The sequence below is a fragment of the Actinoplanes sp. NPDC051388 genome (assembly GCF_055586225.1).
Genome location: NZ_JBVJIP010000010.1, coordinates 58,773 through 82,976, shown reverse-complemented (window position 1 = coordinate 82,976; position 24,204 = coordinate 58,773). Strand labels below are relative to the sequence as shown.

General features: G+C 70.2%; 22 protein-coding genes and 1 pseudogene. 10 read left to right on the top strand and 13 right to left on the bottom strand.

What is annotated here, in order from left to right; translation table 11 throughout:
* Positions 1-14: 14 nt before the first annotated feature.
* Positions 15-902 carry a 16S rRNA (adenine(1518)-N(6)/adenine(1519)-N(6))-dimethyltransferase RsmA gene (gene rsmA, locus ACZ6TI_RS24925; protein ID WP_465347536.1) on the bottom strand — a complete coding sequence of 296 codons (888 nt, stop codon included), beginning with the start codon at positions 900-902 and terminating at the stop codon, positions 15-17.
* A 39-nt stretch (positions 903-941) separates the two neighbouring features.
* Here rsmA and ACZ6TI_RS24920 point away from each other — a divergent pair, with 39 nt between their 5' ends.
* The gene (locus ACZ6TI_RS24920) at positions 942-1,367 is read left to right on the top strand and encodes a hypothetical protein (protein WP_465347535.1); all 426 of its coding nucleotides are present in this window, start codon (positions 942-944) and stop codon (positions 1,365-1,367) included.
* Here ACZ6TI_RS24920 and ACZ6TI_RS24915 read toward each other — a convergent pair.
* Positions 1,364-2,221, bottom strand: a complete 858-nt coding sequence (locus ACZ6TI_RS24915) for a TatD family hydrolase (RefSeq protein ID WP_465347534.1) — start codon at positions 2,219-2,221, stop codon at positions 1,364-1,366. The two genes, ACZ6TI_RS24920 and ACZ6TI_RS24915, sit on opposite strands and share 4 nt — an antisense overlap.
* 108 nt (positions 2,222-2,329) lie before the next feature.
* Between ACZ6TI_RS24915 and ACZ6TI_RS24910 the strand changes: the two genes are divergently transcribed.
* The 3 genes from ACZ6TI_RS24910 (at position 2,330) to ACZ6TI_RS24900 (ending at position 4,632) form a co-directional block, all read left to right on the top strand.
* On the top strand, positions 2,330-3,361 hold the full coding sequence (locus ACZ6TI_RS24910; protein WP_465347533.1) for a hypothetical protein: 1,032 nt from the start codon (positions 2,330-2,332) through the stop codon (positions 3,359-3,361).
* A gap of 44 nt (positions 3,362-3,405) precedes the next feature.
* Positions 3,406-4,161 carry a class I SAM-dependent methyltransferase gene (locus ACZ6TI_RS24905; RefSeq protein ID WP_465347532.1) on the top strand — a complete coding sequence of 252 codons (756 nt, stop codon included), beginning with the start codon at positions 3,406-3,408 and terminating at the stop codon, positions 4,159-4,161.
* Between the two features lie 105 nt (positions 4,162-4,266).
* The gene (locus ACZ6TI_RS24900) at positions 4,267-4,632 is read left to right on the top strand and encodes a VOC family protein (RefSeq protein WP_465347531.1); all 366 of its coding nucleotides are present in this window, start codon (positions 4,267-4,269) and stop codon (positions 4,630-4,632) included.
* A 35-nt stretch (positions 4,633-4,667) separates the two neighbouring features.
* Here ACZ6TI_RS24900 and ACZ6TI_RS24895 read toward each other — a convergent pair whose 3' ends face one another.
* Together ACZ6TI_RS24895 and ACZ6TI_RS24890 are read right to left on the bottom strand one after the other, a co-directional pair.
* The gene (locus ACZ6TI_RS24895) at positions 4,668-5,060 is read right to left on the bottom strand and encodes an NUDIX hydrolase (protein ID WP_465347530.1); all 393 of its coding nucleotides are present in this window, start codon (positions 5,058-5,060) and stop codon (positions 4,668-4,670) included.
* On the bottom strand, positions 5,057-6,073 hold the full coding sequence (locus ACZ6TI_RS24890; RefSeq protein ID WP_465347529.1) for an NAD(P)-dependent alcohol dehydrogenase: 1,017 nt from the start codon (positions 6,071-6,073) through the stop codon (positions 5,057-5,059). Before ACZ6TI_RS24890 ends, ACZ6TI_RS24895 begins: the two co-directional genes overlap by 4 nt.
* A 120-nt stretch (positions 6,074-6,193) precedes the next feature.
* Between ACZ6TI_RS24890 and ACZ6TI_RS24885 the strand changes: the two genes are divergently transcribed.
* The gene (locus ACZ6TI_RS24885) at positions 6,194-7,393 is read left to right on the top strand and encodes a GAF domain-containing sensor histidine kinase (protein ID WP_465347528.1); all 1,200 of its coding nucleotides are present in this window, start codon (positions 6,194-6,196) and stop codon (positions 7,391-7,393) included.
* A 64-nt stretch (positions 7,394-7,457) separates the two neighbouring features.
* Here ACZ6TI_RS24885 and ACZ6TI_RS24880 read toward each other — a convergent pair whose 3' ends face one another.
* The 4 genes from ACZ6TI_RS24880 to ACZ6TI_RS24865 all read right to left on the bottom strand — a co-directional run bounded on the left by ACZ6TI_RS24880 (position 7,458) and on the right by ACZ6TI_RS24865 (position 13,265).
* The gene (locus tag ACZ6TI_RS24880) at positions 7,458-9,734 is read right to left on the bottom strand and encodes a bifunctional polysaccharide deacetylase/glycosyltransferase family 2 protein (RefSeq protein WP_465347788.1); all 2,277 of its coding nucleotides are present in this window, start codon (positions 9,732-9,734) and stop codon (positions 7,458-7,460) included.
* Positions 9,735-9,817: 83 nt separating this feature from the next.
* A complete protein-coding gene (locus ACZ6TI_RS24875; protein WP_465347527.1) occupies positions 9,818-10,690 on the bottom strand; it encodes a hypothetical protein in 873 nt (290 codons plus the stop codon).
* 528 nt (positions 10,691-11,218) lie between these two features.
* A complete protein-coding gene (locus ACZ6TI_RS24870; RefSeq protein WP_465347526.1) occupies positions 11,219-11,659 on the bottom strand; it encodes a hypothetical protein in 441 nt (146 codons plus the stop codon).
* Positions 11,660-11,696: 37 nt separating this feature from the next.
* The gene (locus tag ACZ6TI_RS24865; RefSeq protein WP_465347525.1) at positions 11,697-13,265 is read right to left on the bottom strand and encodes a dolichyl-phosphate-mannose--protein mannosyltransferase; all 1,569 of its coding nucleotides are present in this window, start codon (positions 13,263-13,265) and stop codon (positions 11,697-11,699) included.
* A gap of 50 nt (positions 13,266-13,315) precedes the next feature.
* Between ACZ6TI_RS24865 and rsmI the strand changes: the two genes are divergently transcribed.
* Positions 13,316-14,161: a 16S rRNA (cytidine(1402)-2'-O)-methyltransferase gene (rsmI, locus tag ACZ6TI_RS24860; protein WP_465347524.1), complete on the top strand. Its 846-nt coding sequence runs from the start codon at positions 13,316-13,318 to the stop codon at positions 14,159-14,161.
* 161 nt (positions 14,162-14,322) lie between these two features.
* Here the strand turns inward: rsmI and ACZ6TI_RS24855 are convergent, their stop codons facing one another.
* Positions 14,323-15,774, bottom strand: coding sequence for a hypothetical protein (locus tag ACZ6TI_RS24855; protein ID WP_465347523.1), 1,452 nt, complete (start codon positions 15,772-15,774; stop codon positions 14,323-14,325).
* 119 nt (positions 15,775-15,893) lie between these two features.
* On the opposite strand from ACZ6TI_RS24855, the gene metG reads away from it, so the two are divergent.
* From metG to ACZ6TI_RS24835, 4 genes are read left to right on the top strand one after another with little or no spacing between them, the layout of a single operon-like run.
* Entirely contained in the window at positions 15,894-17,690 is a 1,797-nt protein-coding gene (gene metG, locus ACZ6TI_RS24850) for a methionine--tRNA ligase (RefSeq protein ID WP_465347522.1), read from the top strand.
* Positions 17,691-18,599: a phosphotransferase family protein gene (locus ACZ6TI_RS24845; RefSeq protein ID WP_465347521.1), complete on the top strand. Its 909-nt coding sequence runs from the start codon at positions 17,691-17,693 to the stop codon at positions 18,597-18,599.
* Between the two features lie 35 nt (positions 18,600-18,634).
* Positions 18,635-19,615 carry a hypothetical protein gene (locus ACZ6TI_RS24840; protein WP_465347520.1) on the top strand — a complete coding sequence of 327 codons (981 nt, stop codon included), beginning with the start codon at positions 18,635-18,637 and terminating at the stop codon, positions 19,613-19,615.
* A gap of 8 nt (positions 19,616-19,623) precedes the next feature.
* A complete protein-coding gene (locus ACZ6TI_RS24835; protein WP_465347519.1) occupies positions 19,624-20,100 on the top strand; it encodes a response regulator in 477 nt (158 codons plus the stop codon).
* Here ACZ6TI_RS24835 and ACZ6TI_RS24830 read toward each other — a convergent pair.
* The 4 genes and pseudogenes from ACZ6TI_RS24830 to ACZ6TI_RS24815 all read right to left on the bottom strand — a co-directional run.
* Positions 20,090-21,529: a DUF7125 family protein gene (locus tag ACZ6TI_RS24830; protein WP_465347518.1), complete on the bottom strand. Its 1,440-nt coding sequence runs from the start codon at positions 21,527-21,529 to the stop codon at positions 20,090-20,092. The genes ACZ6TI_RS24835 and ACZ6TI_RS24830 overlap by 11 nt on opposite strands.
* Positions 21,526-21,870 carry a response regulator gene (locus ACZ6TI_RS24825; protein ID WP_465347517.1) on the bottom strand — a complete coding sequence of 115 codons (345 nt, stop codon included), beginning with the start codon at positions 21,868-21,870 and terminating at the stop codon, positions 21,526-21,528. The genes ACZ6TI_RS24830 and ACZ6TI_RS24825 overlap by 4 nt, the downstream gene beginning before the upstream one ends.
* Positions 21,871-22,117: 247 nt before the next feature.
* On the bottom strand, positions 22,118-23,182 hold the full coding sequence (locus ACZ6TI_RS24820) for an ATP-binding protein (RefSeq protein ID WP_465347787.1): 1,065 nt from the start codon (positions 23,180-23,182) through the stop codon (positions 22,118-22,120).
* A 636-nt stretch (positions 23,183-23,818) separates the two neighbouring features.
* A pseudogene (locus tag ACZ6TI_RS24815) lies at positions 23,819-24,145 on the bottom strand (PAS domain S-box protein); the annotation flags it as partial.
* Positions 24,146-24,204 lie beyond the last annotated feature (59 nt).

The following is a 24,204-nucleotide window of genomic DNA, read 5'->3' as shown; positions in this document are numbered from 1 at the left end:
GCCGGTGTCGTTGCTCACTGGTCGACCTCCTCGGGCTGCTCGACGGACGCGGTGAGCTTACCGCCGTACCGCGAGGAATCGGCCGCGGCCGCGATCGCGGCGAACTCGCGCACGGACAGCGACTCACCTCTCACCTGGGGTTTTATCCCGGCTGTGAGCAGCACCTCCTCGGCCTTGGCCGGACTGCCGGCCCATCCGGCGAGGGCCGCGCGCAAGGTCTTGCGCCGCTGCGCGAAGGCCGCGTCGACCACCGCGAAGACCGCTTTGCGGTCCACCCGGGCAGGCGCCGGGTGGCTGGTGAAGGCGACCAGCCCGCTGTCCACGTTGGGCACCGGCCAGAAGACGTTCGGCGGTACGCGCCCCGCACCGCGCGCGTCCGCGTACCAGGCCAGCTTCACCGACGGGATGCCGTACACCTTGGAACCCGGCGGCGCGACCAGCCGATCCGCCACCTCCTTCTGCACCATCACCAGCCCGCCGCGCAGCGTGGGCAGTTCGGCCAGCAGATGGAGCACCACCGGCACGGCCACGTTGTAGGGCAGGTTGGCCACCAGCATGGTGGGCGCCGGCTCGAAGTCGGCCGCGGTCACCCGCAACGCGTCGGCCGGATGCACGGTCAGCCGCTCGGACGTCACCGTGCCGGGCAGGGCGGCGGCCAGCGCCGGATCGATCTCCACCGCGTGCACGCGAGCAGCCGCCCCGACCAGCCCGAGGGTCAGCGACCCGAGCCCCGGCCCGACCTCGAGCACCACGTCATCGGGTCGCAGACCGGCCGCCGCCACGATCCGACGCACGGTGTTGGGGTCGTGCACGAAGTTCTGCCCGAGCTTCTTGGTGGGCGCGACCCCCAGCCGGGCGGCGAGCTCCCGGATCTCCACCGGGCCGAGCAGTGCGTCAGCCATGGGGCCACAGCCTACGGGTCACTTGATACAACCATTCTCATGAGCGAGCTGCTGGAGTTGCGTGCCGTCGTGGAGGCGCCGCCGGACGCCGTCGCCGCCATCCTGCTCGACGTCCGTCCCGGCGGGCGGTCACCGCTGGCCACCGAGGGCGACGCCCAGCCGGTGGACGGCGACGAGTTCACCGTGACCCGTGACGGCAGCCGGATGACCGTGGTGGTGGATCCGGTCGCGCGCTCGGTGAGTCAGCAGGGCGAGTGGTGGTACCGCGGGGTGACCGCCGTCGAGCCGGACCCGCGCGGATCCGTGGTGGTGCACCGCGTCTTCAACGTGGCGCCCGGCAACCGCTGGGCGGTGCGGTTCGTCTCGCGCGGGCCGCTGAACGCCGCGCCCCGGACCTTCGCCGCGCAGATCGAGAAGCTCGGCACCGCGCTCGGCGTGCCGGCCCGGGTGCTGGACCAGCCTTAGCGCCAGGGCCCGAAGACCCGCTCGCCGGTGGCCGAGATGGCGGCACAGAGCTCGTCCAGGTCGGCGCCGGTGGTCTCGGCCAGCGCGCGCACGGTCACCGGGATCAGATAGGACGCGTTCGGCCGGCCGCGATAGGGCGTCGGCGTCAGATAGGGCGCGTCGGTCTCCACCAGCATCTGGTCCGGCGGCGTGATCGCGGCCGCCGCGCGCAGGTTGCCGGCGTTGCCGAAGGTGACCGTGCCGGCAAAGCTCAGCAGGTAACCGCGCCGCACACACTCGGCGGCGAACTCGGCGTCGCCGGAGAAGCAGTGCAGCACCACGGTCTCCGGCGCGCCCTCCTCGTCGAGCACCCGCAGCACGTCGGCGTGCGCGTCGCGATCGTGGATGACCAGCGCCTTGCGATGCCGCTTGGCGATGGCGATGTGCGCCCGGAAGCTCGTCTCCTGCGCGGCGCGGCCGTCGTCGCCGGTGCGGAAGGTGTCCAGGCCGGTCTCGCCGATGCCCCGCACCCGCGGCAGCGCGGCGAGCGCCTCGATCTCGCGCAGGGCCTCGTCGAGGTCGGCCAGCCGCGGCGCGTCGTTGGGGTGCAGGGCCACCGTCGCCAGCACGCGCTCGTCCCGCCCGGCCAGCTCGGCGCCCCACTTCGACGAGGGCACGTCGACACCGACCTGGATCAGGCGGTCCACCCCGGCCTTGACCGCGGCGGAGATCAGATCGTCGACGCCGGTGTCCGGCGCCTCCTGCACGGTGATGTCCAGGTGGGTGTGCGAGTCGAAGACCGGCACCGCGAGCGGCTCGGGCGGCGGCGGAAACTCACCCGCGCGGCGAGATGCCCTTTCCTTACGTGTAGTCATCGCGACAAGCCTGACACACGCGTGCGGAAGGTGAGACATTCTGCACTCGGAGTCCTGAGGTAACCGGGTGTTCACCTCGATTCCATTGTCGGAAAGTAGCTTGCGCGCGTGACCGTGACCGGTGAGGAAAGCGCGGTCGGCGTCGATCCGCTGGAGCCGCCGCTGATGGCGCCGCTCACCCGCGACCTGGGCTGGCACCAGGTGCAGCGGATGAGCCAGGCCGCCACGCATCGCGACGATCCACTGCTGCGCCGAATCCGCGAGACCGCCGCCGTCGTGCGCGGCACCCGGATGACGAAGGTCCTGTCGGCCGCGCAGGTGGCCGGTCATCTGGGCGGCTGGCTGCCGTACGGCTTCTGCTACCGCTCGTGCGACCTCGCGCACCTCACCCGGCCCGAGGACCTGGCGCTGCTGCGCACCGACGGCACCACCGACGAGGTGGCGTACGCACTGCGCTGGCGTGCGATCGATCCGATCGACTACGAGATCCCCGGTGGCCCGGCCCAGCCCGGTCTGGCCGCGATGCCGGCGCACGAGCGGGTCGGCGCGATGGTGCTCGGCACCGGGTTCAGCCCGAGCACCGACGACCTCGTGCCGGAGTTCGTGACGGCCGGCTTCGCGGACCTGCCGATGCCGGCGAACGCGCAGATCGTCGCCTATCCGTCGGACGGCGAGGAGGTCATCCTCTACACCTACCAGCCGGAGCAGCACGGCTGGCTGCGGCTGGCCGGTCCGAGATACCGGCGCCTGCTGGAGGGGCTGCCCGGCGTGACGCCCGACCGGGAATACCTGCCGTGCACCGACGCGCCCACCGCCCAGCTGGTCGGCCGGATCAACGACCACGAATATCAGGCGATCGCGGATCCGCCCGACGAGTTCCGGGCGCGCGCGCTGACCCGCGCGGCCCGATACCCGGTGCAGACCCTGAGCCGGCGGGCCGAGCAGGCGCTGTGGCGCGGCAGCCCGTGCTGGGTGCTGCAGCGCGACGACCGCTGGGCCCGGTTGCGCCTGACCCGGCCGGACAGCGACGCGATCGCGCGGACCGGCGCCCGGTGCTACGAGCGCGGTGTCTACGAGAGCTGGGCGCCACTGTCCGAGCTGGTCGATCACCACATCCTCGACCTGCCCTACGCGCTGTAGAAAAACGTTTGCCCCGGCCTCGCCGGTCGGCGATCGTCGTCGGCATGTCCGATCCCGTGGTGGCCACCTTCGACCGCGTCGCCGCGGCCTATGACACCGAGATTCCCTTCTTCGCCGCGATGGGCGCTCAGCTGGTCGACCGGCTGCCGGCGCCCGCGGCCGGCGCGACCCTGCTCGATCTGGGCGCCGGTGCGGGCGCGATCGCGGTGCCCGCGGCCCGATCGGGTTACGCGGTGTCCGCCGTGGACGCCGCGCCGGCCATGGTGGCCCGGCTGTCCACAGTGGTGTCGGCGCACGTGGCGGACGCCACCGCACTGCCATTCCCGTCCTCGTCGTTCGATGTGGTGACGGCCGGCTTCCTGCTGCACATCGTCTCCGACGCGGGCGCCACGCTGGCCGAGATCAAGCGGGTGCTCCGCCCCGGCGGCCTGCTCGCCTGCACGATCGTGGGTTCCTGGCCGGAGGGCTTCGAGGCGGCCGACGGCGCGAACGCCATCTTCGGCGAGTTCGCGGCCCACCTGCCGCCGGGCGGCTCGATGGGCAGCCCGTTCGACGCGCCATCCGCTCTGTCCGCGGCCGGCTTCCGCGAGATCACCGGCGACCATCTGTGCGTCGATCTGCCGGTCGACTCCGCGGAGACGATGTGGCGGTGGTACCTGTCGCACGGCAGCAGCAAGTTCATCGAGGAGCTGCCGGCCGACCGGCGCGCCGAGTTCCGGGCCCGCATCCTGGCCGATCTGCGGGGCCGTGCCCCGCTGAGATTGCGTCGCGCCGCCGAGTTCTGGACCGCCCGCACGTGATCGACCTGTTGCCGAATCGCGAAGAGCGGTAAGCCGATGGAGAACGGATCAAGGATTGTCGTACCCCGGGTCTAGTGTTCTTGGTAGGCCACGAAAGGGGACGCGATGATCGACCACGTGGTGCTCGGCGTGCATCATCTCGACGCGAGCAGGCATTTCTACGAGCACGCCCTGCGGCCCCTGGGCCTCAAGATCGTGCGCGACGAGCCGGAGTTGATCGGATTCGGCGACGCGAACGGCCGCCCGTTCTTTTGGCTGGCGCTGCGCGAGCCGACGCATCGGGTGCACGTGGCCTTCCCGGCAGCCGATCGGGCCACAGTGGACGCTTTCCACGCGGCCGCCCTGCGCGCCGGCGGCGTCGACAACGGGCCGCCCGGCCTGCGCCCGCACTACCACGAGAATTATTACGGGGCGTTCGCCTTCGACGCCGACGGCAACAACATCGAGGCGGTCTGCCACCTCCCGGAGTGACCGCCGGCCGGGCCGGGCGCGAAAGGCATCGCCGGTCAGGCCAGCGCGCCCGACTCCGCGAGCAGGGCCAGCACCGGTCGCAGGGCGGGCGCGCATTGCTCCGCATCCGCCCTGGTCACCCAGCCGATCTCCTCGATCTCCGCATCCGCCTTCGGCACGTCGTCGCTCGGCGCGGTGAAACAGACCAGGCGCACGTCGCCGGGCCGGCCGACGGCCGGCCCCACCACCTCGGTGAAGAGCCGCATGTCCGCGGGGTCGAGCCGGATACCGACCTCCTCCGACACTTCGCGGGCGGCGGTCTCGGCGCGGGTCTCGCCGGGCTCAGGCGTGCCACCGGGCAGGAAATAGAGCTCCTGCCCGCGCGGCCGCACCACGAGCATGCGCTGATCACGCACGCAGACCCAGACCGCGGCGACGATCTCGGTCACTCCTGCACCTGGACCAGGGTCTTGAGCACCGCGGGGTCGGTGTGGCCCATCTTCAGGGCGGCCTCCGACTCGGCCAGCGGCAGCCGCGCGCCGACCAGCGCGTCCAGGTCGATCCGGCCCGACGTGACCAGGGCGATCGCGTCCGGATAGGTGTGCGCGTAACGGAAGGTGCCGGTGACCGTGAGCTCGCGGTTCTGGATCACCGCGACCGGCATCGGCTGCTCGCCGACCGGGCCCATGCCGACCAGCACCGCCCGGCCGAGCGGCTGCAGCGCCCTGATCCCGGCCACCACGACCGGCGGCACGCCGGTGCACTCGAGCACCACGTCCGGCCGGAAGGACCCGTAGTCCACCCCGGTCCGGGCGTCGATCACGTCGTCGACCGGGAAGCCCGAGGCCACCTTCAGCCGGTCCGGATGCACGTCGGCCAGGCCGACCCAGGCGGCTCCGGCCACATTCGCGGTCAGCGCGCACAGCACGCCGATCGGCCCGGCGCCGGTGACCAGCACCCGCGAGCCCAGGCCGGTGCCGGCCTTCCGATTCGCCCACAGGCCGACCGACAGCGGCTCGATCAGGGCCGCCGCGTCGTCGCTCATCGAGTCGGGCACCGGGTGCGCGAAGGCCTCGTTCACCGCGACGTAACGCGCCAGCGAACCGTGCACCGGCGGCGTCGCGAAGAAGACCACGTCCGGGCAGAGGTTGTAGGACCCGCGGCGGCACTGCTCACAGTGGCCGCAGGGCACGCCGGGCTCGATCGACACCCGGGTGCCGACCGCCATCGACGTCGCGCCGGAGTCGACCACCACGCCGGACGACTCGTGGCCCAGCACCATCGGCGCGTTCACCACGAAGTCGCCGATCCGGCCGTGCTCGTAGTAGTGCACGTCGGAGCCGCAGATGCCCACCGAGCGGATCTCCACGATCACCTCGCCGGGCCCGGGCGACGGCGTGGGTTGCTCCTCGATCCGCAGGTCACCGATGCCGTGCAGGACCGCTGCGAGGTTCTGTGCCATGCCCTGAGCCTGCCTCAGTGGAAACGTCTCGGCAACAGTTGGTGAAACGCGAAGATTGCTACCTTTGGGTGGTAAACCTAGACCATGGATGCACCGCTGCCCAGCAATGAGACTGACCGGTTGGCCTCTCTTTACGCCCTCGACGTCCTGGACTCCGAGCCCGAGAAGGACTTCGACGACATCGTCCAGCTGGCGGCGAGCGTCTGCGGCGTACCCATGTCGTTGGTGTCCTTGATCGATGCCGACCGGCAGTGGTTCAAGGCGCGGCTCGGCACCGACCTGACCGAGACGCCACGCGATCTGTCGTTCTGCGCGCACGCGATCCTCGGACGCGACCTGCTCGTGGTGCCGGACGCGAGACAGGACGCCCGCTTCGCGGACAATCCGGCGGTACGCGCGGAGGACGGCATCCGCTTCTATGCCGGCGCTCCCCTGCTCACCACCGACGGATTCGGCCTCGGCACCCTCTGCGTGGTCGACTCCGAACCGCGCCGCCTCGAGGTCGAGCAGCTTCAGGCCCTGCGCGCGCTGGCCCGGCAGGTCACCTCCCAGCTCGAGCTGCGCCGCTACGCGGTGGCGCTGGCCAACACCACCGCCCGCCTGCAGGAGCTGGAACGCCGCAAGGACGACCTGGCCGCGCTGGTCGGCGGCGAGCTGAAGGCTCCGCTGCGGCTGATGGACGCCTATCTGGAAGGCCTGGGCCGCACCGGCTTCCACGACAAGGAAGCCGCCGATCTGCTCGGCCACGCCGCCTCGGCGCACGTCCGCGGCATGCGTGACCTGCTCGATCACCTGCTGCGGCTGGCCGACGCCGGCCACGGCAGCGACAGCCTGCACATGCGCCAGATCGACCTGACCCGGCTCACCCAGCGCGCGGTGGAGGCGATCCGGCCGATCGCGGCGACCAAGCAGATCTGGATCCTGAACCAGGCCGGCGGCCCGTCGCTGCCGATCGTGGCCGACCCGGTGCGCCTCGAGCAGGTCCTGATGCACCTGCTGTTCGCCGCGGTGAAGTACACGCCGCCGGGCGGCCGGGTGCGGGTCGGCACCGAGGTCGAGTCCGGCCCGACCGTGGTGCTGGACGACATGGACATGCCCGACGGCGTGCGTCCCGATCTCTTCCCGCACCTGTATTACGGCGCGATCGCCAACCCGTCGACCGTGCCCGGCCCGGACCGCGGGCTGGCCGTCGCGAAGCGGGTGCTGGACGCCCACCACGCGACCGTGGCGCTCTCCGACCGGCCCGGCGACGGCACCTCGCTGCACGTGGTGTTCCCGTTCGCGGTGGCCGAGGGCGACCGCGAGCTGGTCGCCGCCTGATCCGCTGAGAAAGTACGTCGGCCCGCACCGCCCGGCTGCAGTTCGGGCGGTGCGGGCCGACGCTTCACCCGGTGCGTACCGGGCCGGAGCCGCCACCCGGGGGCGAGCCGGCGGACGGCAGGTCCTTGTCTTGCAGGCGGCCCTGGCTGGGCACGAACGCGCGGCCGGCGGCCGGATGGTCCGGCACCCGGACCTCCTGCAGGGTCGGCGGCCACGAGTCGAGCTGCGGCGCCACCGGATCGGACGGCAGGACCGGCGGGGCGGCGCGCACCAGACCGGCGCGGCGCAGCTTGTGCCAGCCCAGCCGGCCGCCGGTCAGCGCCGTGGTGGCGGACTGGATCAGCACCAGATACATCAGCTGCCGATAGGCGAACTGCTGCAGTGGGAGCCGCCAGAGCGGGCCCATCGGCTCGCGGTCGAACCGGAACGCGACCGCCGCGGTGAGCATCTGCAGGGCCAGCATGCCGGTCCAGGCGATCACCGTCTCCTCGAGCTCCCAGAACACCAGCCCGTAGACCAGCATGATGTCCACCACGGGTGCGAGCAGCGGCAACGCCACCCCGAAAAGCGCCAGGAAGGGCAGCCCGCGGCGGCCGAACCGGCCCGAGTCGCCGCTGTCGGTGAGCGACTTGCGATGCTTCCACATCGCCTGCATGGTCCCGTAGCTCCACCGGTACCGCTGGCGGTAGAGCTGCTCGAGGGTGGCCGGCGCCTCGGTCCACGCCTTGGCCCGCTCCTCGTAGACCACCCGCCACCCGGCCCGGCACAGCGCCATGGTGATGTCGGTGTCCTCGGCCAGCGTCTCGTCGCTGAAGTCGCCGGCGTCCCGCAACGCCTGCCGGCGGAACGCGCCGATCGCGCCCGGCACGGTGGGCATGCAGTTGAGCACCTCGTAGAGGCGGCGGTCGAGGTTGAAGCCGATCACGTACTCGATGTGCTGCCAGAGCGCGACCAGGCTGCGCCGGTTGCCGATCTTCACGTTGCCGGCCACCGCACCCACGTCCGGGTCGGCGAACGGCTGCACCAGCAACCGGATCGAGTCCGGCTCGAAGATGGTGTCCCCGTCGACCGTGACGATCAGGTCGTGCTTGGCCAGCGCGATCCCGGTGTTCAGCGCGTTCGACTTGCCGCCGTTGGGCACCCGCACGACCCGCACGTTGGGCAGGCCGAGCCGTTCCACCAGGGCGGCGGTGCCGTCGGTGGACCCGTCGTCCACGACCACCACCTCGATCTCCGGGTGGTCGCCGCCGGCGAGTGACCGGACCGCGGCCTCGATGCCGGCCTTCTCGTTGTAGGCCGGCACGATCACCGACACCGGATCGGTCACCGGCGCCCCCCAGCTCCACGCCGGGTCGCGGCGCTGCCGGGCGTGCCGGCTCGCCAGCAGGAGCAACAGACCGGTACGCGCGATCGTCAGCAGTCCGACCACCAGGAACATCCCGGCGATCAGATAGACCAGCCCATCCGCCAGCCGTACGGTCCACAGCACCGCGCTGCCCCGCAACTTGTCCGCGCCCGGCGCCGGCGCATTGAACGCCATCGGCGGCGGCGCGTCCGTCTTCGCCTCGGACAGCCCGACGTTGAGCCCCTCGGTGACGGTCGTGAAGCGGTACCCGCGCTCCTTCATCATCGGGATGAACGTGCGCAGTGCCTCGACCGTCTGCGACCGGTCACCACCGGCGTCGTGGAACAGGATCACCGCGGAGGCGCCCTGGTTCGGCGTCGCGTTCCGCACGATCCGGGGCACCCCCGGCCGCTGCCAGTCCTCGCTGTCCAGGTCGTTCACGACGACCAGATAGCCCTGGTCGCCGGCCTCCCGGATGAGCGCCCAGTTGGTCTCGTCGATCGCCTGCGGCTTGGACGAGTACGGGTATCGCACCAGGTTCGTGTGCACGCCCGCGGCCTGCGCGATCGACACCTGCGTCTGGGACAGCTCGAGCTTGCGCCGCCACGGCGCGAGCCGCTGCATGTTCGGGTGCGTGAACGTGTGCAGGCCGAGCTCGTGCCCGCCCGCGGCGATCCGGGCGGCGACCTCCGGATGGCGGGCCACCTCGGAGCCCACCACGAAGAACGTGCCGTGCGCGTCGTTCTCCGCCAGCACCTGCAGGATCTGCGGGGTCCAGACGGGATCCGGGCCGTCGTCGAAGGTGAGCGCGATCGTCTTGTCCGGCAGCCGGTTGGAGCTGACCTGGCCGCCGGTGGTGTTGATCACCGGGCCGCCCTGACGGATCGCGGCGGGCACTCCGGCCTGGTCGCCGACCTCGGTGTCCACGTGGTCGGCGGAGAACTCGGCGTTCACGTACGCCTGCACCACCAGCACGCCGACGAACAGGGCCAGCATCAGCGTGCCGAGCAGGATCCGGGGGCGGGGCAGCAGGCGGCGGCGGGCCCTGGTGCGGCTGCGGGTGCGGCTGCGGCCGCGGCTCACATCTGACCCCCGTCGGCCGCATCGGGCTCCACGCTGATCTCGACGACCGGAATCGCCTCCACAACGGTTGCCGTGGGCCGCGGGGCCGGCGAGGGCTCGGAGGCCGGTTCGGGCTCCGGCTCCGGATCGGGGGCGCGGGTGACCGGCGGGTCGGCCGGCTTCGGCGGCGGGGCGTCCCCACCGCCGGCAGATCCGCTGCCACCGCCGCCGCCGGAGCTGCCGCCGTTGGTACCGGCCCCGGAGCCGCTGTCCTCGGCGCCGCCTCCCGTGCCGCCGCTGGGCGGAACGGGCGGGACCGGCGGCGCCTTGGTGGGCGGTTCCGGGGCCGGGGCTGGGGTGCTCGGCGAGGCCGAGTCGGAGGTGCTGGGTTCGGGCTTGGTGGTCGTCGACTCGACCGGCTTGGGGGTCGCGCTCGCCGACGGGCTGGCCGACGGCTTCGTCGTGGACTCCAGCACGCGGGCCTTGGTGGTGCTGGGTCGCGGCGCCTCCGCACGCCGCGGGTCCTGGGTCTCCGGCCGGCGCACGGCGTCGGTGATCAGTCTCGGCTGGGGCGCGACCGACCGGGTGGGCGTGGGCATCGGCTGCGGCGCCGGGCGGGCCTCCACAGTGTCGTCCTCGCCGTTGTCCTGCAGGTCGGGCAGCGGCAGCACGACGCTCGAGCTGACCGGACCGCCGGCCAGGCTGACGCTGACCAGGCCGCCGTAGACCATGCACAGCGCACCGAACCCATAGGCGAGCCGACGGAGAAACCGGCGGCGGCGACCGGTCGCGTCGACGAACACCGGCACCGGCAGCGACACCTGGATCACCTCGGTGTCGGGGATGCCGGAGTCTGCGGAATGCGGATTTTCTCGCTGGTGCGAAGTCACCCGGCGAGCTTAAGAACATCTTTTGAGATCTTGATCGGCGTCACTCCATCGAGCGACCGATGATCGTCGCCGGAAAGTCATCCGAATCGGTGACGATCAGCGTTTGACCTGATGGCAATGCGTGTGAATGAGCGCTGGAGAGATCGCTGTGAGCTGCACGCGAACCGTCGGGGAAAAGAGGTTACGCGAAATGAAGAACAATTTCGGTGTCATTTTCGCGACTCATCCGCAAACGCCATTCTCGAGCCGCATTCACGAAACGGCGGACGCCATAAATACCAATATAGTCTTTTGTCCGAATTGCCACAGGGACCCGCCGACGCTTGATCATCGGGGTCTCGCCGCAACCGCTCGGACGGGAACCCGACCGCAAGTCTGCCCATTAATCGCGGCGATTGAGTATGGACAGCCGTTGTGCGCAACTGGAAGGCCGTTTAAGCTTCGTGTTGCGCGCTCCTATCGCCCGCTTCCCCCGTGGCAGGCGATCGGAGCGCGCTTTACTGTCTCCACACCGTCCTGACCTGCGGATCAGACCTCTTCCAGCAGGTGCGCGGTGGGGGCGTAATCGATCTTCCAGTCGGTGTAGACGCCGAGCGTCCCGTCGGTCAGGCAGCGCAGCGCCACGCTGATCCACCGCACCTCGTCGCCCGGCTCCTGGGTGGCGAATCCGACGGCCACCGCGAACTCCTCGCCGCCGCACGGGCAGGCACAGTCATCGAGCTCGGCCTCGTCGAGATAGTCGCCGCTGTCCGCGATCGGCGCGCCGGTGCCGCAGCCCAGGCAGGTCGTCACCGCGCAGCCCTGCTCGTCGTCCACCAGCATCCGGAACGTCGTGCCCTGACAGGTGCGGCAGATCCGCTCGCGGACGTGCGCGACCGGGTAACCCCCGGCCCGATGACTGCGCACATAGGTCGCGAGGTCCTCGAAGTTCTCGCCACGCCACCGCTCGCCGCTCGCGTCGATCGCCATGCTCGCCTCCCAGGCCTCGGGCGGCCAAGTTACCCCGCTAGATCCAGCGACCGCCCAGCCACATGCGCGCCTGCCACGACTGGTAGGGGATCAGATCACCCACGAAGACCGGATAGAAATAGGCGAAGCACAAGGCCACGATCAGCACGTATGCGCCCGCGACGACGGTGCCGACGAGCTGCCGGTCGGAGCGTTTCTCGCCGGTCGCCGTCCCACCAACGGGTGTCATGATCGCGCCCAGCGCATAGGTCACCGCGAGGATCAGGAAGGGCAGCGCGGGCAGCACGTAGAAGGCGAACATGGTGCGGCCGTCGGCGATCGCGTAGTAGAACCACGGCAGCAGGCCGCCGGCCAGGCAGGCGCCGATCGCATAGGCCCGCCAGTCGCGGCGGGCCACCCCGAACCAGATCAGCGCGGCCAGCGCGGGCAGGAACGACCACCACAGGATCGGCGTGCCCAGCAGCAGGATCTCGGACGCGCAGCTCGGCGCCCCGCAGGAGCCGGTGCTGTTCCAATAGAACGCGACCGGCCGGCCGAGCAGCAGCCACTGCCAGGGCCAGGACTGATAGACGTGCCGGTCGTCCAGGCCGCTGTGGAACGAATATGCCTGCTGGTGGTAATGCATCAGGTTGAGCAGCGCGCCCAGGATCGGCGGCTCGCTCATGTTGTTCGCCTCGCGGTAGTGCCGGAAGTAGCCGCTGTTCGTGACGAACCAGCCGGTCCAGGTGGCGAGGTAGAAGATCACGGTCAGCGTGAAGCTGAGAAGCAGGTAGCCGATGTCGCCGTTGAGCCGGGAGCTGATCGGGCGCCGGACGCCGGCCGAGCGCCGCGCGCCGATCCGCCAGGCCACCACCAGGATGGCGAAGAACGGCGCGAAGAACAGCGCACTCCACTTCACCCCGCAGGCCAGCCCGAACATCACCCCGGCGACCAGCATCCACCACGGCACGAAGTGCGGCAGCCGGCGCGCGGTGTCCGGGTCGAATCCGCCCTCGAGCGCGCGCAGCCAGCGTCGCCGATAGGCGTCCCGGTCGATCAGCAGCGCCGCGAAGGTGGCCAGGATGAACAGCCCGAGGAAGATGTCCAGCAGCGACGTGCGGGACAGCACCAGATGGAAGCCGTCCAGCGTCATCAGCATGCCCGCGGTGCCGGCCAGCACCACCGAGTGGAACATCCGGTAGGCCACCCGGATCAGGATCAGGATCATCAGGATGCCGGCGATCGCGGCCGGGAAACGCCAGCCCAGCTCGGTGTTGCCGAACGCCTTCTCACCCAGCGCGATCAGCCACTTGCCCAGCGGCGGATGCACCACGTACGCCGGGCCGTTGGTCTTCTCGTCCCACTCCACCCCGTGGGTCAACATGTCCCAGGCGTCGGTCGGGTAGTAGACCTCGTCGAAGATGTAGCCCTTGGGATGACTGATCCCGACCAGCCGCAGCACCGCCGCGATCGTCACGACCACGATCGTGACCAGCCAGGAGTGCGGGTCGAGCCAGTTGTCCAGCGTCGACAGGCGGCGCCGGACGGCGTCGGGCACCCGGCGCACGCCGGAGGGCCCGTTCGCGGTCTCGACCGGAATGGGCGCGATGTCGGTCGCCAAACTCACCCCGCGATCGTAGGCCGTGTTGCCGAGACGCGTGTGATGCACTTCCGGGTGTGGAAGAGACCAACGGACTTGTGGTGCTCGTCGGCGCCCCTCTGGGCAACTCCGCCGACGCCTCGGAGCGGTTGCGCACCGCCCTCGCCTCGGCGGACGTGATCGCGGCCGAGGACACCCGGCGCCTGGCCCGGCTCACCCGTGACCTGGGGATCACGCTGTCCGGGCGGGTGGTGTCGTACTTCGAGGGCAATGAGGAACGGCGTACCCCGGAACTGGTGGAGGCCCTGCGGGACGGCCGCACGGTCGCGGTGGTCACCGACGGCGGCATGCCGAGCGTGTCCGACCCGGGCTACCGGCTGGTGCGGGCCGCGCTCGACGCCGGGTTCCCGGTCACCGCGGCGCCCGGGCCCAGCGCGGTGACCACCGCCCTGGCGCTCTCCGGCCTGCCCAGCGACCGGTTCGTCTTCGAGGGCTTCCTGCCGCGTTCCGGCTCGGGGCGCCGATCGCGACTGCGCGAACTGGCCGCCGAGCCGCGCACGCTGGTGCTCTTCGAGGCGCCGCACCGGGTGGCCGACGCGCTGGCCGACCTGGTCGCGACGTTCGGCGGCGACCGGCCGGCCGCCGTCTGCCGCGAGCTGACCAAGACCTACGAGGAGATCCGCCGGGCGCCGCTCGCCGAACTGGCCGACTGGGCCGCCACCGGCAACCCGCGCGGCGAGATCACCCTGGTGATCGGCGGCGCCCCGGCGACGGCGGCCGAGCGGCCGGCCGACGAGGACCTGCGCGCGGCGGTGGCCCGGCGGGAGGCGGCCGGCGACTCCCGGCGGGACGCGATCACCGCGGTGGCCGGCGAGTTCGGCCTCCGCAAGCGCGAGGTCTATGCCCTGGTGCACCAGAACTAGGGTCTGTCTCGTGGATCAGCCATGTGCGAGGCAAGGTCCAGAGTGTGGCTGGCATCGGGCGCGGGGCGCCCGAATACCGGTGTTGTATTCGGGTGTTTCGCGGCCGCTGTCAGGCGCGCTCTGGGCCCCGCCGCAGCCCTGGTTGATCCACGAGACAGACCCTAATAGGCGGCGGCCAGGAAGCCGGCCAGCAGCAGGACCGGTCCGGCCAGGCTGATCAGCACGGCGTTGCGCCGCGCCCGGGAGGTCTCCAGCTGCCGGGCGCCGGTCAGCCCCGCGATGCCATAACCGCAGAGCATTACCAGCACGAAGCCGAGCACCCAGCGCAGTTGCAGCATCCAGCCGGTGTTGCCGGCGAAGGCCTGGGTGCTGTCCGGGCTGACCATCCGGGCCGGCGTGATCGCGCCGGTGTCGCGGGCGGCCACGTCGACGCCGAGCAGCGTGACCCGCTCCACCGCGAAGCCGCCGTCCGCCGAGGTGAACGCCCCCCGGCAGCGCTGCGTGACCCCCTCGCCGGTGCACTGCGCGACGGTCGCCACGCCGCGATCGCCGTGCCCGACCGCCAGCCAGAAGGGTTCCGCGCTCACCCACGAGAAGAACGACGCGATCAGCGCCAGCGAGACGAGTCCGAGCAGGCCGGCCACCGGTCCGCGGGGCTTGCGCGGCCGGCGCAGCGGTGGCTGGCCACGGCGTCCGTCGGCCGGGCCCGGCGCCTCGGCCAGGCGCTGCCGCACACCCGGGGCCGGCCAGGCGTTTCCGGCCGCGGCGCGCTCCTCCTCGTTCAGCCAGAAGGGGTGGTTCTCCATCCGCTCGCGGCGGGCGTCGGCGGCCGCCCGGCCGAGGCGGGTGTGGCCGGCGGCGCCCTGCCCGGGCAGGGCCACGGTGGGCCGGTTGCGGTCGGGTTCGGGCAGGACCATGACATCGGGTACGCCGTCCGCACGCTCGCCCGCGTCCGGCGGTTCGGTTTCTTCCCGGGCGGGCACCTCCGCGACCGGGTCGGCGGGTGCGTCGGCTCGGGCGTCTTCGGCGGCGCTCACGGCGTACCCCTCATCGGTTGTGAATCGGTCTTCGACAGGTGGCAGGTACCGGTCGCGGGGGCGGCGCTGGTGATCACGCTCGATCGGCGCGGGCGCTGCTTGCTCTGCTTCCGCCGCTTGCTCTGCTTGCTCTGCTTCCGCTGCTTGCTCTGCTTCCCCTGAGGGAGCGGAACCCGTGGCGGACGTGCCGGCCACCACCGCCTGGGCTGCCGCCACCGCCTCGGCGAGCTCGATCCGGGGCTCCTGCTCGACCTCGACCAGCAGAGCCGGTGGCGTCTCCGGCGACCGGTCCAGGATCTGTGCGGTGTCCTGAGCGCCCGCCGCGTGCGCATCCAGCGCCTCCGGGGCGAAGGCGAGCTCCGAACCCCCGTAGGCCGGCGGCAACGCGTTCGCGGGCGTGGTGGACGTGGGCCGGCGACGGGGATGACGCGGACGGGCGGCGGCCGCCTCGGCGAGCGCCTCCTGGTGCTCGCGCTCCTCCTCCACCCGCCACCAGGCGGTGTTGGGGTCGGGGAGGGACCACGGCTCGCTCTCGTTCCGCGGCGTTTCCCCTGGTTGCGGCGCGTCTCCGGTCACCGTCCCAGTAGACGGCAGATCTTCATGGAGATCACTCACAAAAGCCGCGTGTCGCAACAAAAGCCGTCTCTGCTATGTCGTTCGCACGTGTCCGAGGCCTATCACTACGCTGGGGAACCATGAGCCACGTTCTCGCCGCGGTCGCCTGGCCCTATGCCAACGGCCCGCGCCACATCGGTCATGTCTCCGGCTTCGGAGTGCCCTCCGACGTGTTCAGCCGGTACATGCGGATGGCCGGTCACGACGTGCTCATGGTCTCCGGCACGGACGAGCACGGCACCCCGATCCAGGTGCAGGCCGACGCCGACGGAGTCACGCCGCGTGAGCTCGCCGACCGCTACAACCGGGTGATCGTCGAGGACCTGCACGGCCTCGGGCTGTCCTACGACCTGTTCACCCGCACCACGACGCGCAACCACTACGCGGTCACCCAGGAGATGTTCACCGGGCTGCTGACGAACGGGTACATCGTCCGCAAGACCACCCTGGGCGCGATCTCGCCGTCCACCGGGCGCACCCTGCCCGACCGTTACATCGAGGGCACCTGCCCGATCTGCGGATACGACAGCGCCCGCGGCGACCAGTGCGACAACTGCGGCAACCAGCTCGACCCCGAGCAGCTGATCAACCCCCGGTCGAAGATCAACGGCGAGATCCCCGAGTTCATCGAGACCGAGCACTTCTTCCTCGACCTGCCGGCCTTCGCCCAGGCCATCGGCGCCTGGCTGGACCAGCGGGAGAACTGGCGGCCGAACGTCCTCAAATTCAGCCGCAACCTGCTCGACGACCTGCAGCCCCGGGCCATCACCCGCGACCTCGACTGGGGTGTGCCGATCCCGCTCGAGGAGTTCACCGACCGCAACGACAAGCGGATCTACGTGTGGTTCGACGCGGTGATCGGTTACCTGTCCGCGTCCATCGAGTGGGCCCGCCGCTCCGGCGACCCGGAGGCGTGGCGCCGGTGGTGGGCGGCGGACAGCGAGGGCAAGGACGCGCTGGCCTATTACTTCATGGGCAAGGACAACATCGTCTTCCACTCGGTGATCTGGCCCGCCATCCTGCTGGGTTACTCGGGCGAGGGCGACAAGGCCGGCGAGCCCGGTTCCTACGGCCGCCTCAACCTGCCCACCGAGGTGGTCAGCTCGGAATACCTGACGATGGAGGGCCGCAAGTTCTCCTCGTCCCGGCGCGTGGTGATCTATGTGCGCGACTTCCTGGAGCGCTATGACGCGGACGCGCTGCGCTACTTCATCGCGGCGGCCGGACCGGAGTCCAACGACACCGACTTCACCTGGGCGGAGTTCGTCCGGCGCAACAACGACGAGCTGGTCGCGGGCTGGGGCAACCTGGTCAACCGGTCGATCTCGATGGCCGCCAAGAACTTCGGCTCGATCCCCGAGCTCACAGATCCCACCTCCGACGATCTCCGCATGCTGGACATCGCCCGCAACGGCTTCGCCACGGTGGGCGACCTGATCGGCAAGCACCGGCAGAAGGCGGCCATCGGCGAGGCGATGAAGGTCGTCGCCGAGGCGAACAAGTATCTGTCCGACCAGGCGCCCTGGAAGCTCAAGTCCGCGGAGGAGAAGCCGCGGATGGGCACCGTCCTGCACGTCGCGCTGCAGGTCGTCAGCGACGCGAACACGCTGCTCACGCCGTTCCTGCCGCACTCCGCGCAAAAGGTGCACGAGCTGCTCGGCGGGTCCGGTGTGCACGCCCCGATGCCGTCGATCGTCGAGGTGGACGACCTGGACGGCGGCCCGTCCTACCCGGTGCTGACCGGCGACTACACGACCGGCGCGCGCTGGAAGTCGGTGCCGCTGGTGGCCGGCACGCCGCTGGACGCCCCGAAGCCGGTGTTCAAGAAGCTCGACCCATCGGTGATCGACGAGGAGCTGGCCCGGCTGGCCGGCTGAATGTTCTCCCCCGAGATCCGATCCGTCGGCGCGGCCCTCGACCAGGAGGTGCTCGCGGCGACGGCGCTGGCCGGCGGCTTCTCCCACTCGACCTGGCTGGTCACGCTGACCGGCGGCCCGGTCGTCGCGCGCTTCGGCGGCGGCGACCCGGCCATCGAGGCCGCCGTCATGGCGCGCGCCCCCGGCCCGGTCCCGGCCGTCCTCTCGATCAAACCCATGATCATCGAGTACGTGCCCGGCACGCCGCTGAGCGAGGTGCTGGCATCCCCCGCACCCGACCTGGCCGGCCTGGGCGCCGCGGTCGGCCGTGCGGTGGCCGGCGTGGCGACGGTGCACCTGGACCGGCCCGGCTTCTTCACCGGCCCCGACCTGGGCGTCGGCCCGCAGCCACCGTGGGCGGCCCAGCTGCCCGGCTTCGCGGCGAGCAGCATCGACAAGGTCCCGCCGTCCCGTCTGGACACCGGCACCCTGCGCGCGTGGGCCGCGCTGTGCGCGTCGGAGGCCCCGGCGCTGGCCGCCGTCGAGGATCAGGCGAGGCTGGCCCACGGCGACGTCAACCCGAAGAACATCCTGGTCACCCACACGAGCGACGGCTGGCGGGTGGACGCGCTGCTGGACTGGGAGTTCAGCTACTCGGGCTCGCCCTATGCGGACGCGGCCAACATGGCCCGCTTCGGCGCCGACTACCCGCCCGGCTTCCTGGCCGCGTTCGCGTCCGGCTTCGCCTCCGGGTTCACCGATCTGCCGCTGGTCGACGACTGGGCCCACATCGGACGGGTCTTCGACATGTTCGCGCTGACCGACCTGGTCACCCGCCCGGCCGGGCACGAGGTCGCCGACCAGGCCGCCACGGTGATCAGCACCTGGGTGGCCGGCGGTGTCCCCCGGCACCTTGGCGAATCTTTATAGACTGCCGTCAACCAGTCACGACTCGGGGTGCGCTTGTGCCTTCGCAACGACGTACCGGCTTCATTGTCACCACGGCGCTGAACGTCTTCCTGACCCTGCTGTCCGCATATCTGTCGCTGGTCGCCACCGACGGCGACATCTTCAGCACCGTCGTGCTGTCGCTGCTCGTCTTCCTGATCGGCCTCTGCATCACGATCCTGGTCGAGGTGCAGTCCCGCGCCGAGACCCACCTGACCGAGGTGCGCGACCGGTCCGAGTCCACTCTGGCCGAGCTGCGCGCCCGCACGGACGCCCTGGAGCAGCGGCTGACCCGGCAGCTGTCCGATTCGGACCGGCTGGGTGAGCTGCTGATGACCATCGCCGAGGGCGCGAGCTATGGCCGGGCGCTGCTGGACATGTCAAAGTCGGCGCGCGCGGTGGTCGGGAAGTTCGGCGGCACCGCGGTCGAGGACGAGGCGCTGCGCCTGATCTTCGAGGTGCGCGAGGACCTGGCCGAGCTGTCCAAGGGCGTCCTGCTGGTCGACTCCTTCGACCCGAGCCTCAAGGTGCGCCTGCTGAACACCTCGGACCTCAGCCTCTTCACGACCAGCCTGACCCGCACCGACCTGGCGTTCTATCTGCACCCCGACGGCCGCCACTATTGGACCGAGCAGAAGCGCGCCCTGGCCGCCCGCCGCGACACCGAAGACGTGGTGATCGAGCGCATCTTCATCTGGGACTACTGGTCGGCCGAGCTGGTCAACATGATCAACGAGCACTTCGAGGCCGGCGTCCGGGTCTTCCTGGTGGAGGAGTCCCGGCTCCCGATCAGAGACCGCGTGGACGTGACCCACTGGGGCGACAAGTACACGTTCCGCCAGCACCACACCGAGCGCCCACCGGGCAGCGGCAATTGGTACGACCGCTTCTCCATCAACTATTCGGACATCCGAGAAGCCCAGAACCAGTACCGCCGAATCCGCCGCCTCGCCCACCCGGTGACAAAGCCGGTCCCGCCAATCACACCGAATGGCTAAGGCGGCTGGTGCTGCTGGACATCCGGTTGCCGCCGGGCTTCACCGACGAGGGCAGCCGGGCCGCGGAGCGGATCCGCCGCGACCGCCCCGGCATCGCCTTCGCGGTGCTCAGCGCCCACTGCGACGCCACCCTCGCCGAGCGCCTGCTCAGCATCGACGGCCGGTCCAGCGCGATCGGCTACCTGCTGAAGGACCGGGTCACCGGCCTCGATCACCAGCAGCCAGCGCCGCCACAACAAGCCCAACCAAAAGTCTTCCCTTACGCATACTTCCTCCTCCACCACGCGAGACCCGACAGCAACCAGCCTGTCGCCCCACAAAGCAGAGAACATCAATGCTTCCCAACCCCCGGCATTGCAGGAATCAGGGGGCAGAGAACGCCGGTTTCCCCAACGCCCAGCGACAGAACGCGACGTTGCCCCAACGCCCGGCCTGCGTCGTTGCCGACTGGCATCCGATGGACACCGTTCGGTTTCAGGATGTGAGGGTGGGGGTTCGTAGCGCGCTCCAGCCGAGGACCCCGGTGACTGATTCCAGGCGACGGCCGACCACGAGGCCGTCTGCGCCGATGGTGAAGCAGCAGACGTCTTTGCTGTGGTCGCTGTTGCGCATCTTCGCGATGTTCAGCGCCCGGCCGGTAGAGGAGTTCATCTCGATGTAGCGCAGCAGGATCACGTTGTGGAACAGGAACGTGACTCCGCCGATGGGTTCCGGGCTGGGCCCCAGCGTGGTGGTTTCGCTGGTGATGACCAGGGTGGCGCCGGCGGCGCGGATCAGGCCGGTCAGGCTGCGGGCGTAGGCGGGGAACCGGTCGGATTCGCGGGCGGCGAAGACCATCTCGGCGAGGCTGTCGATCACGACGCGGCGGATTGGGCCCTGGGCGAGTTCTTGACGGATGCGGGCGGCGAGCAGGTCCAGGTCCAGTTCGCCGAGCGGCACGTGGTGGAACACCAGGTGTCCCTTCTCGCGGGCGGCGCCCAGATCCCAGTGGAACGTCGCTGCCATCTTGACGAGTTGATCGGCGGTGTCCTGGAAGGTGACGTAGAGGCAGCCTTCGCCATGGACGATGCCCTCCGCGACGAAGCGCAGCCCGGCGATGGTCTTGCCGACCCCGGAAGGCCCCAGGATGACGGTGGCTTCGCCGGCGCCGATCCCACCGCCCGTGAGGTCGTCGAGGCCGGGAATCCCGCTGGGGATTCGTCCGGTGACCTCTTTCGCCGGACCGGTGTCGAGGGTCTCGATGCGGGGGAACACCTCGAACCCGATGGGGCTGATGCGGAAGGTGTGCTTGCCTTCCAAGTGGTGGGTGCCGCGCATCTTCACGACCCGCAGCCAGCGCCGGTCGATCGGCTCCCGGGGCTCGTACGCGAGGTGGATGATGGTGTCGGCCAGGGAGAACTCGACCCCGGCGGCCATCTCGGCGGGGGTGTACTCGCCGAGCAGTAGCAGCGCGGCGTCAGTGTGCGCGAGGCGGCTGGTCAGGTCGTAAAACGCCATCCGCAGCTCGCGTTCGCCGGTGAAGTCCCGCAACGCCTTCGAGCTGTCGATCACCACCAGGGCGGGATGTTCGTCCATCGCCTTGCGTGCCACCTCGTCGACCAGGGGTCCCATCCGGCCGGGCCGGTCGTCGCGGATGAGATCGCCCAGGTGCAGGTACTCCACCCGTGGGCCCAACGCTTCGGGGTCGAAGAAGTCGAACGGGTCCAGGTGCCGGACGAGTTTGGAGTGCGGCTCCGACAGGGTTGTGTAGTACACGGCCCGGCTCTGCGGTGTGGCGTTGGCGAAGCACATCTGCTGGGCCAGGATCGTCTTACCGGTGCCAGGGGCGCCGGCGAGCACCGTGACCGAACCGGGCTCGAGCCCGCCGCCGAGCACGACGTCTAGTCCGGGGACACCAGTTGCCAGTCGTTTCACGTTCGGTCCGCCTTCTGTGCCATGAGTTCGGTCGCCGCGGCCAGCAGCTGTCGCGATTTCCAGGGCTTACTCAGCACCGCGTCGGCGCCCCTTGCGAGGTGGGCGTCGCCGGTCACGGCGAGTATCGGAAGGAGTGCGGTGGCCGGATCGGCGCGCAGCCGGCGGATGAGTTCGGCCCCGCCCATCACCGGCATCATCATGTCGGTCACCATCAGGTCCGGCAGCGACCGGTGCACGGCCTCCAACGCGGCAGCCCCATGACCGGCGTCCGCCACCTCATGGCCGGCCCGCTCGAAGATCCGCCGCAGGATGTAGCGCAAGTCCGGCTCGTCATCAACCACCAAGACCCTGAACAACGAGACCCCTCCCGGGCCGTGAACGCCACGGCACCCACTCGGTCGGCTGGACACCTCAGCCATCCCAGGGTCTAGGGGATAGATAGCGAGCGGCCAGGAAGCTCTGAGGCAACCAAACGGCTCGAACTAATTTTATACTTTATACCGACTTCAGGGACTTGATGCTGAGCAGTCAGACCGCTTGGCTGGATCGAGGCGAAGATCCCGTGAGCACGTCGCCACAGCAACGGGGTCATTGGCCGCTGAGGAGGCGCCCGGCCTTCTCGATGATCGCCGCTGCGGAGAAGGGCTTTTCGATGAGGTTGACGTCGGGTTCGAGTCGGCCTTGTGAGGCCAGGACCGGCTGGGCGTACCCGGACATGAAAAGGACTTCGATGTCGGGTCTGGCCTGACGGATCTTCTCGGCGACTTCCTTTCCGAGCATGTTGGGCATGACGACATCGGTGAGCAGCAGGTGGATGTCGCCGTCGTACTGGGTGGCGAGGGTGACGGCTTCGGCGCCGTTCGCTGCGGTGATGGTGTGGTAGCCGCCGCGGGTGAAGATGCGTTCGGTGACCTCGCGCAGCGCCTGCTGGTCCTCGACGATGAGGACCGTCTCGCCGGCCGGGGTGCGCTCATAGGGCAGCGGGTCATCGGCTGGGGCGGCGGTTTCGGTGGTCACGGGGATCAGGATGGTGAACGTGGTGCCGGTGCCGGGTTGTGAGTGGATGGTGACCGTGCCTCCCGACTGGGCGACGATGCCGTACACGGTCGACAGGCCCAGCCCGGTGCCCCCACCGTCGCGTTTGGTGGTGAAGAACGGTTCGAAGGCGTGTTCGATGACCTCGGCCGACATGCCGGCGCCGGTATCACTGACTCGCAGCCGCACGTAACGGCCGGCCTGGAGCAACGGGTCGGTGTGGGTGTCGATGACGACGTTGGCGGTGCCGATGCTCAACGTCCCACCATCGCTCATCGCGTCACGCGCGTTGACCGCGAGGTTGACCAGGATCTGCTCGATCTGGCCGGCGTCGGCCAGCACGAGCCACAGCTCCGGGGCCAGGTTCGTGGACAGATCGATGTCGTCGCCCATCGTGCGACGCAGCAGAATCCCTACGTCCACGACGACGTGGTTGAGGTCGAGCGGCCGTGGTTGGACGACTTCCCGGCGGGCGAAGGCGAGCAGTTGGTGGGTCAGCTCGGCGGCCCGTTCCGCGGCCCGCTGGATCTGCCCGACGTCACGGCCGGCCGCCTGCAGACGCTGTTCCGGTTCGGCGGCGAGTTCCTCGGCGACGAACGCGGCGTAGTTCAGGATCACGCCGAGGAGATTGTTGAAGTCGTGAGCGACTCCACCGGCGAGTTGCCCCAGAATCTCCAGGCGCTGGCCCTGGTGCAGCTGGGCCTGCAGACGCTCGCGGTCGGCTCGAGCCTGGGTGCGTTCCTCTCCCATCCGCAGTTGGAACTGGTCCTGGGCCTGCTCGACCTGGATCCTCTCCTGGGCGCGTTCCTCACTCATCCGCAGTTGGAACCGGTCCTGAGCCTGCTGCACCTGGACCTTCTCCTGGGCGCGTTCCTCTCCCATCCGGAGTTGGAACCGGTCCTGAGCCTGCTCGACCTGGACTCTCTCCTGGGCGCGTTCCTCTCCCATCCGGAGTTGGAACCGGTCCTGAGCCTGCTCGACCTGGACTCTCTCCTGGGCGCGTTCGTCACCCATGACGACCTCGAACCGGTCCTGGGCGTTGGAGACTTCCAAGCGTTCACTAGCGTATTCGGCGTCGATGTGAGTCTGAAACCGCCGGTCCTGCACCTCCTGGTCGCGGTGGCCGGCATCGTCGGCAGGTTGTCCGCTGCGGTTCACCACCTCATGCGTGTCGGCGTCATCGCGGACGTTCTGTGGTTCGCCGACCTGGTGCGCGATAACGGCAGCTCCGACGACGGCGCCGGCGAAGTCGAAGATCGGCGAGAAGGTCAACACCACGGGCACCACGGCCCCATCACGGCGCAGCCGGTGCGTGCGGTGACTCCCGAGAGTCTCACCTGCCGCGACGCGTCGCAGGATGACAGATTCCGCTTCCTGCAGCTCCGGCGGAACGAGCACCTGCGCGTCGACGCCGACCAGATCGGGCCCGCGATAGCCGTACAGCAGCGCTGCCGCCCGGTTGCAGTGGGCGATCCGACCAGAACTGGTGATGGCGATGATGCCGTCATCGGAGGAGTCGATGATCGCGCCTAGGTCGACCCGGTAGGCCTCGATCCGGGTGGAATCCGATATCGCAACCATGAGCCACCAACCAAGACCGCACATCGGGTCGTGTCCGGTGAAGCGGTCACCATCCATCG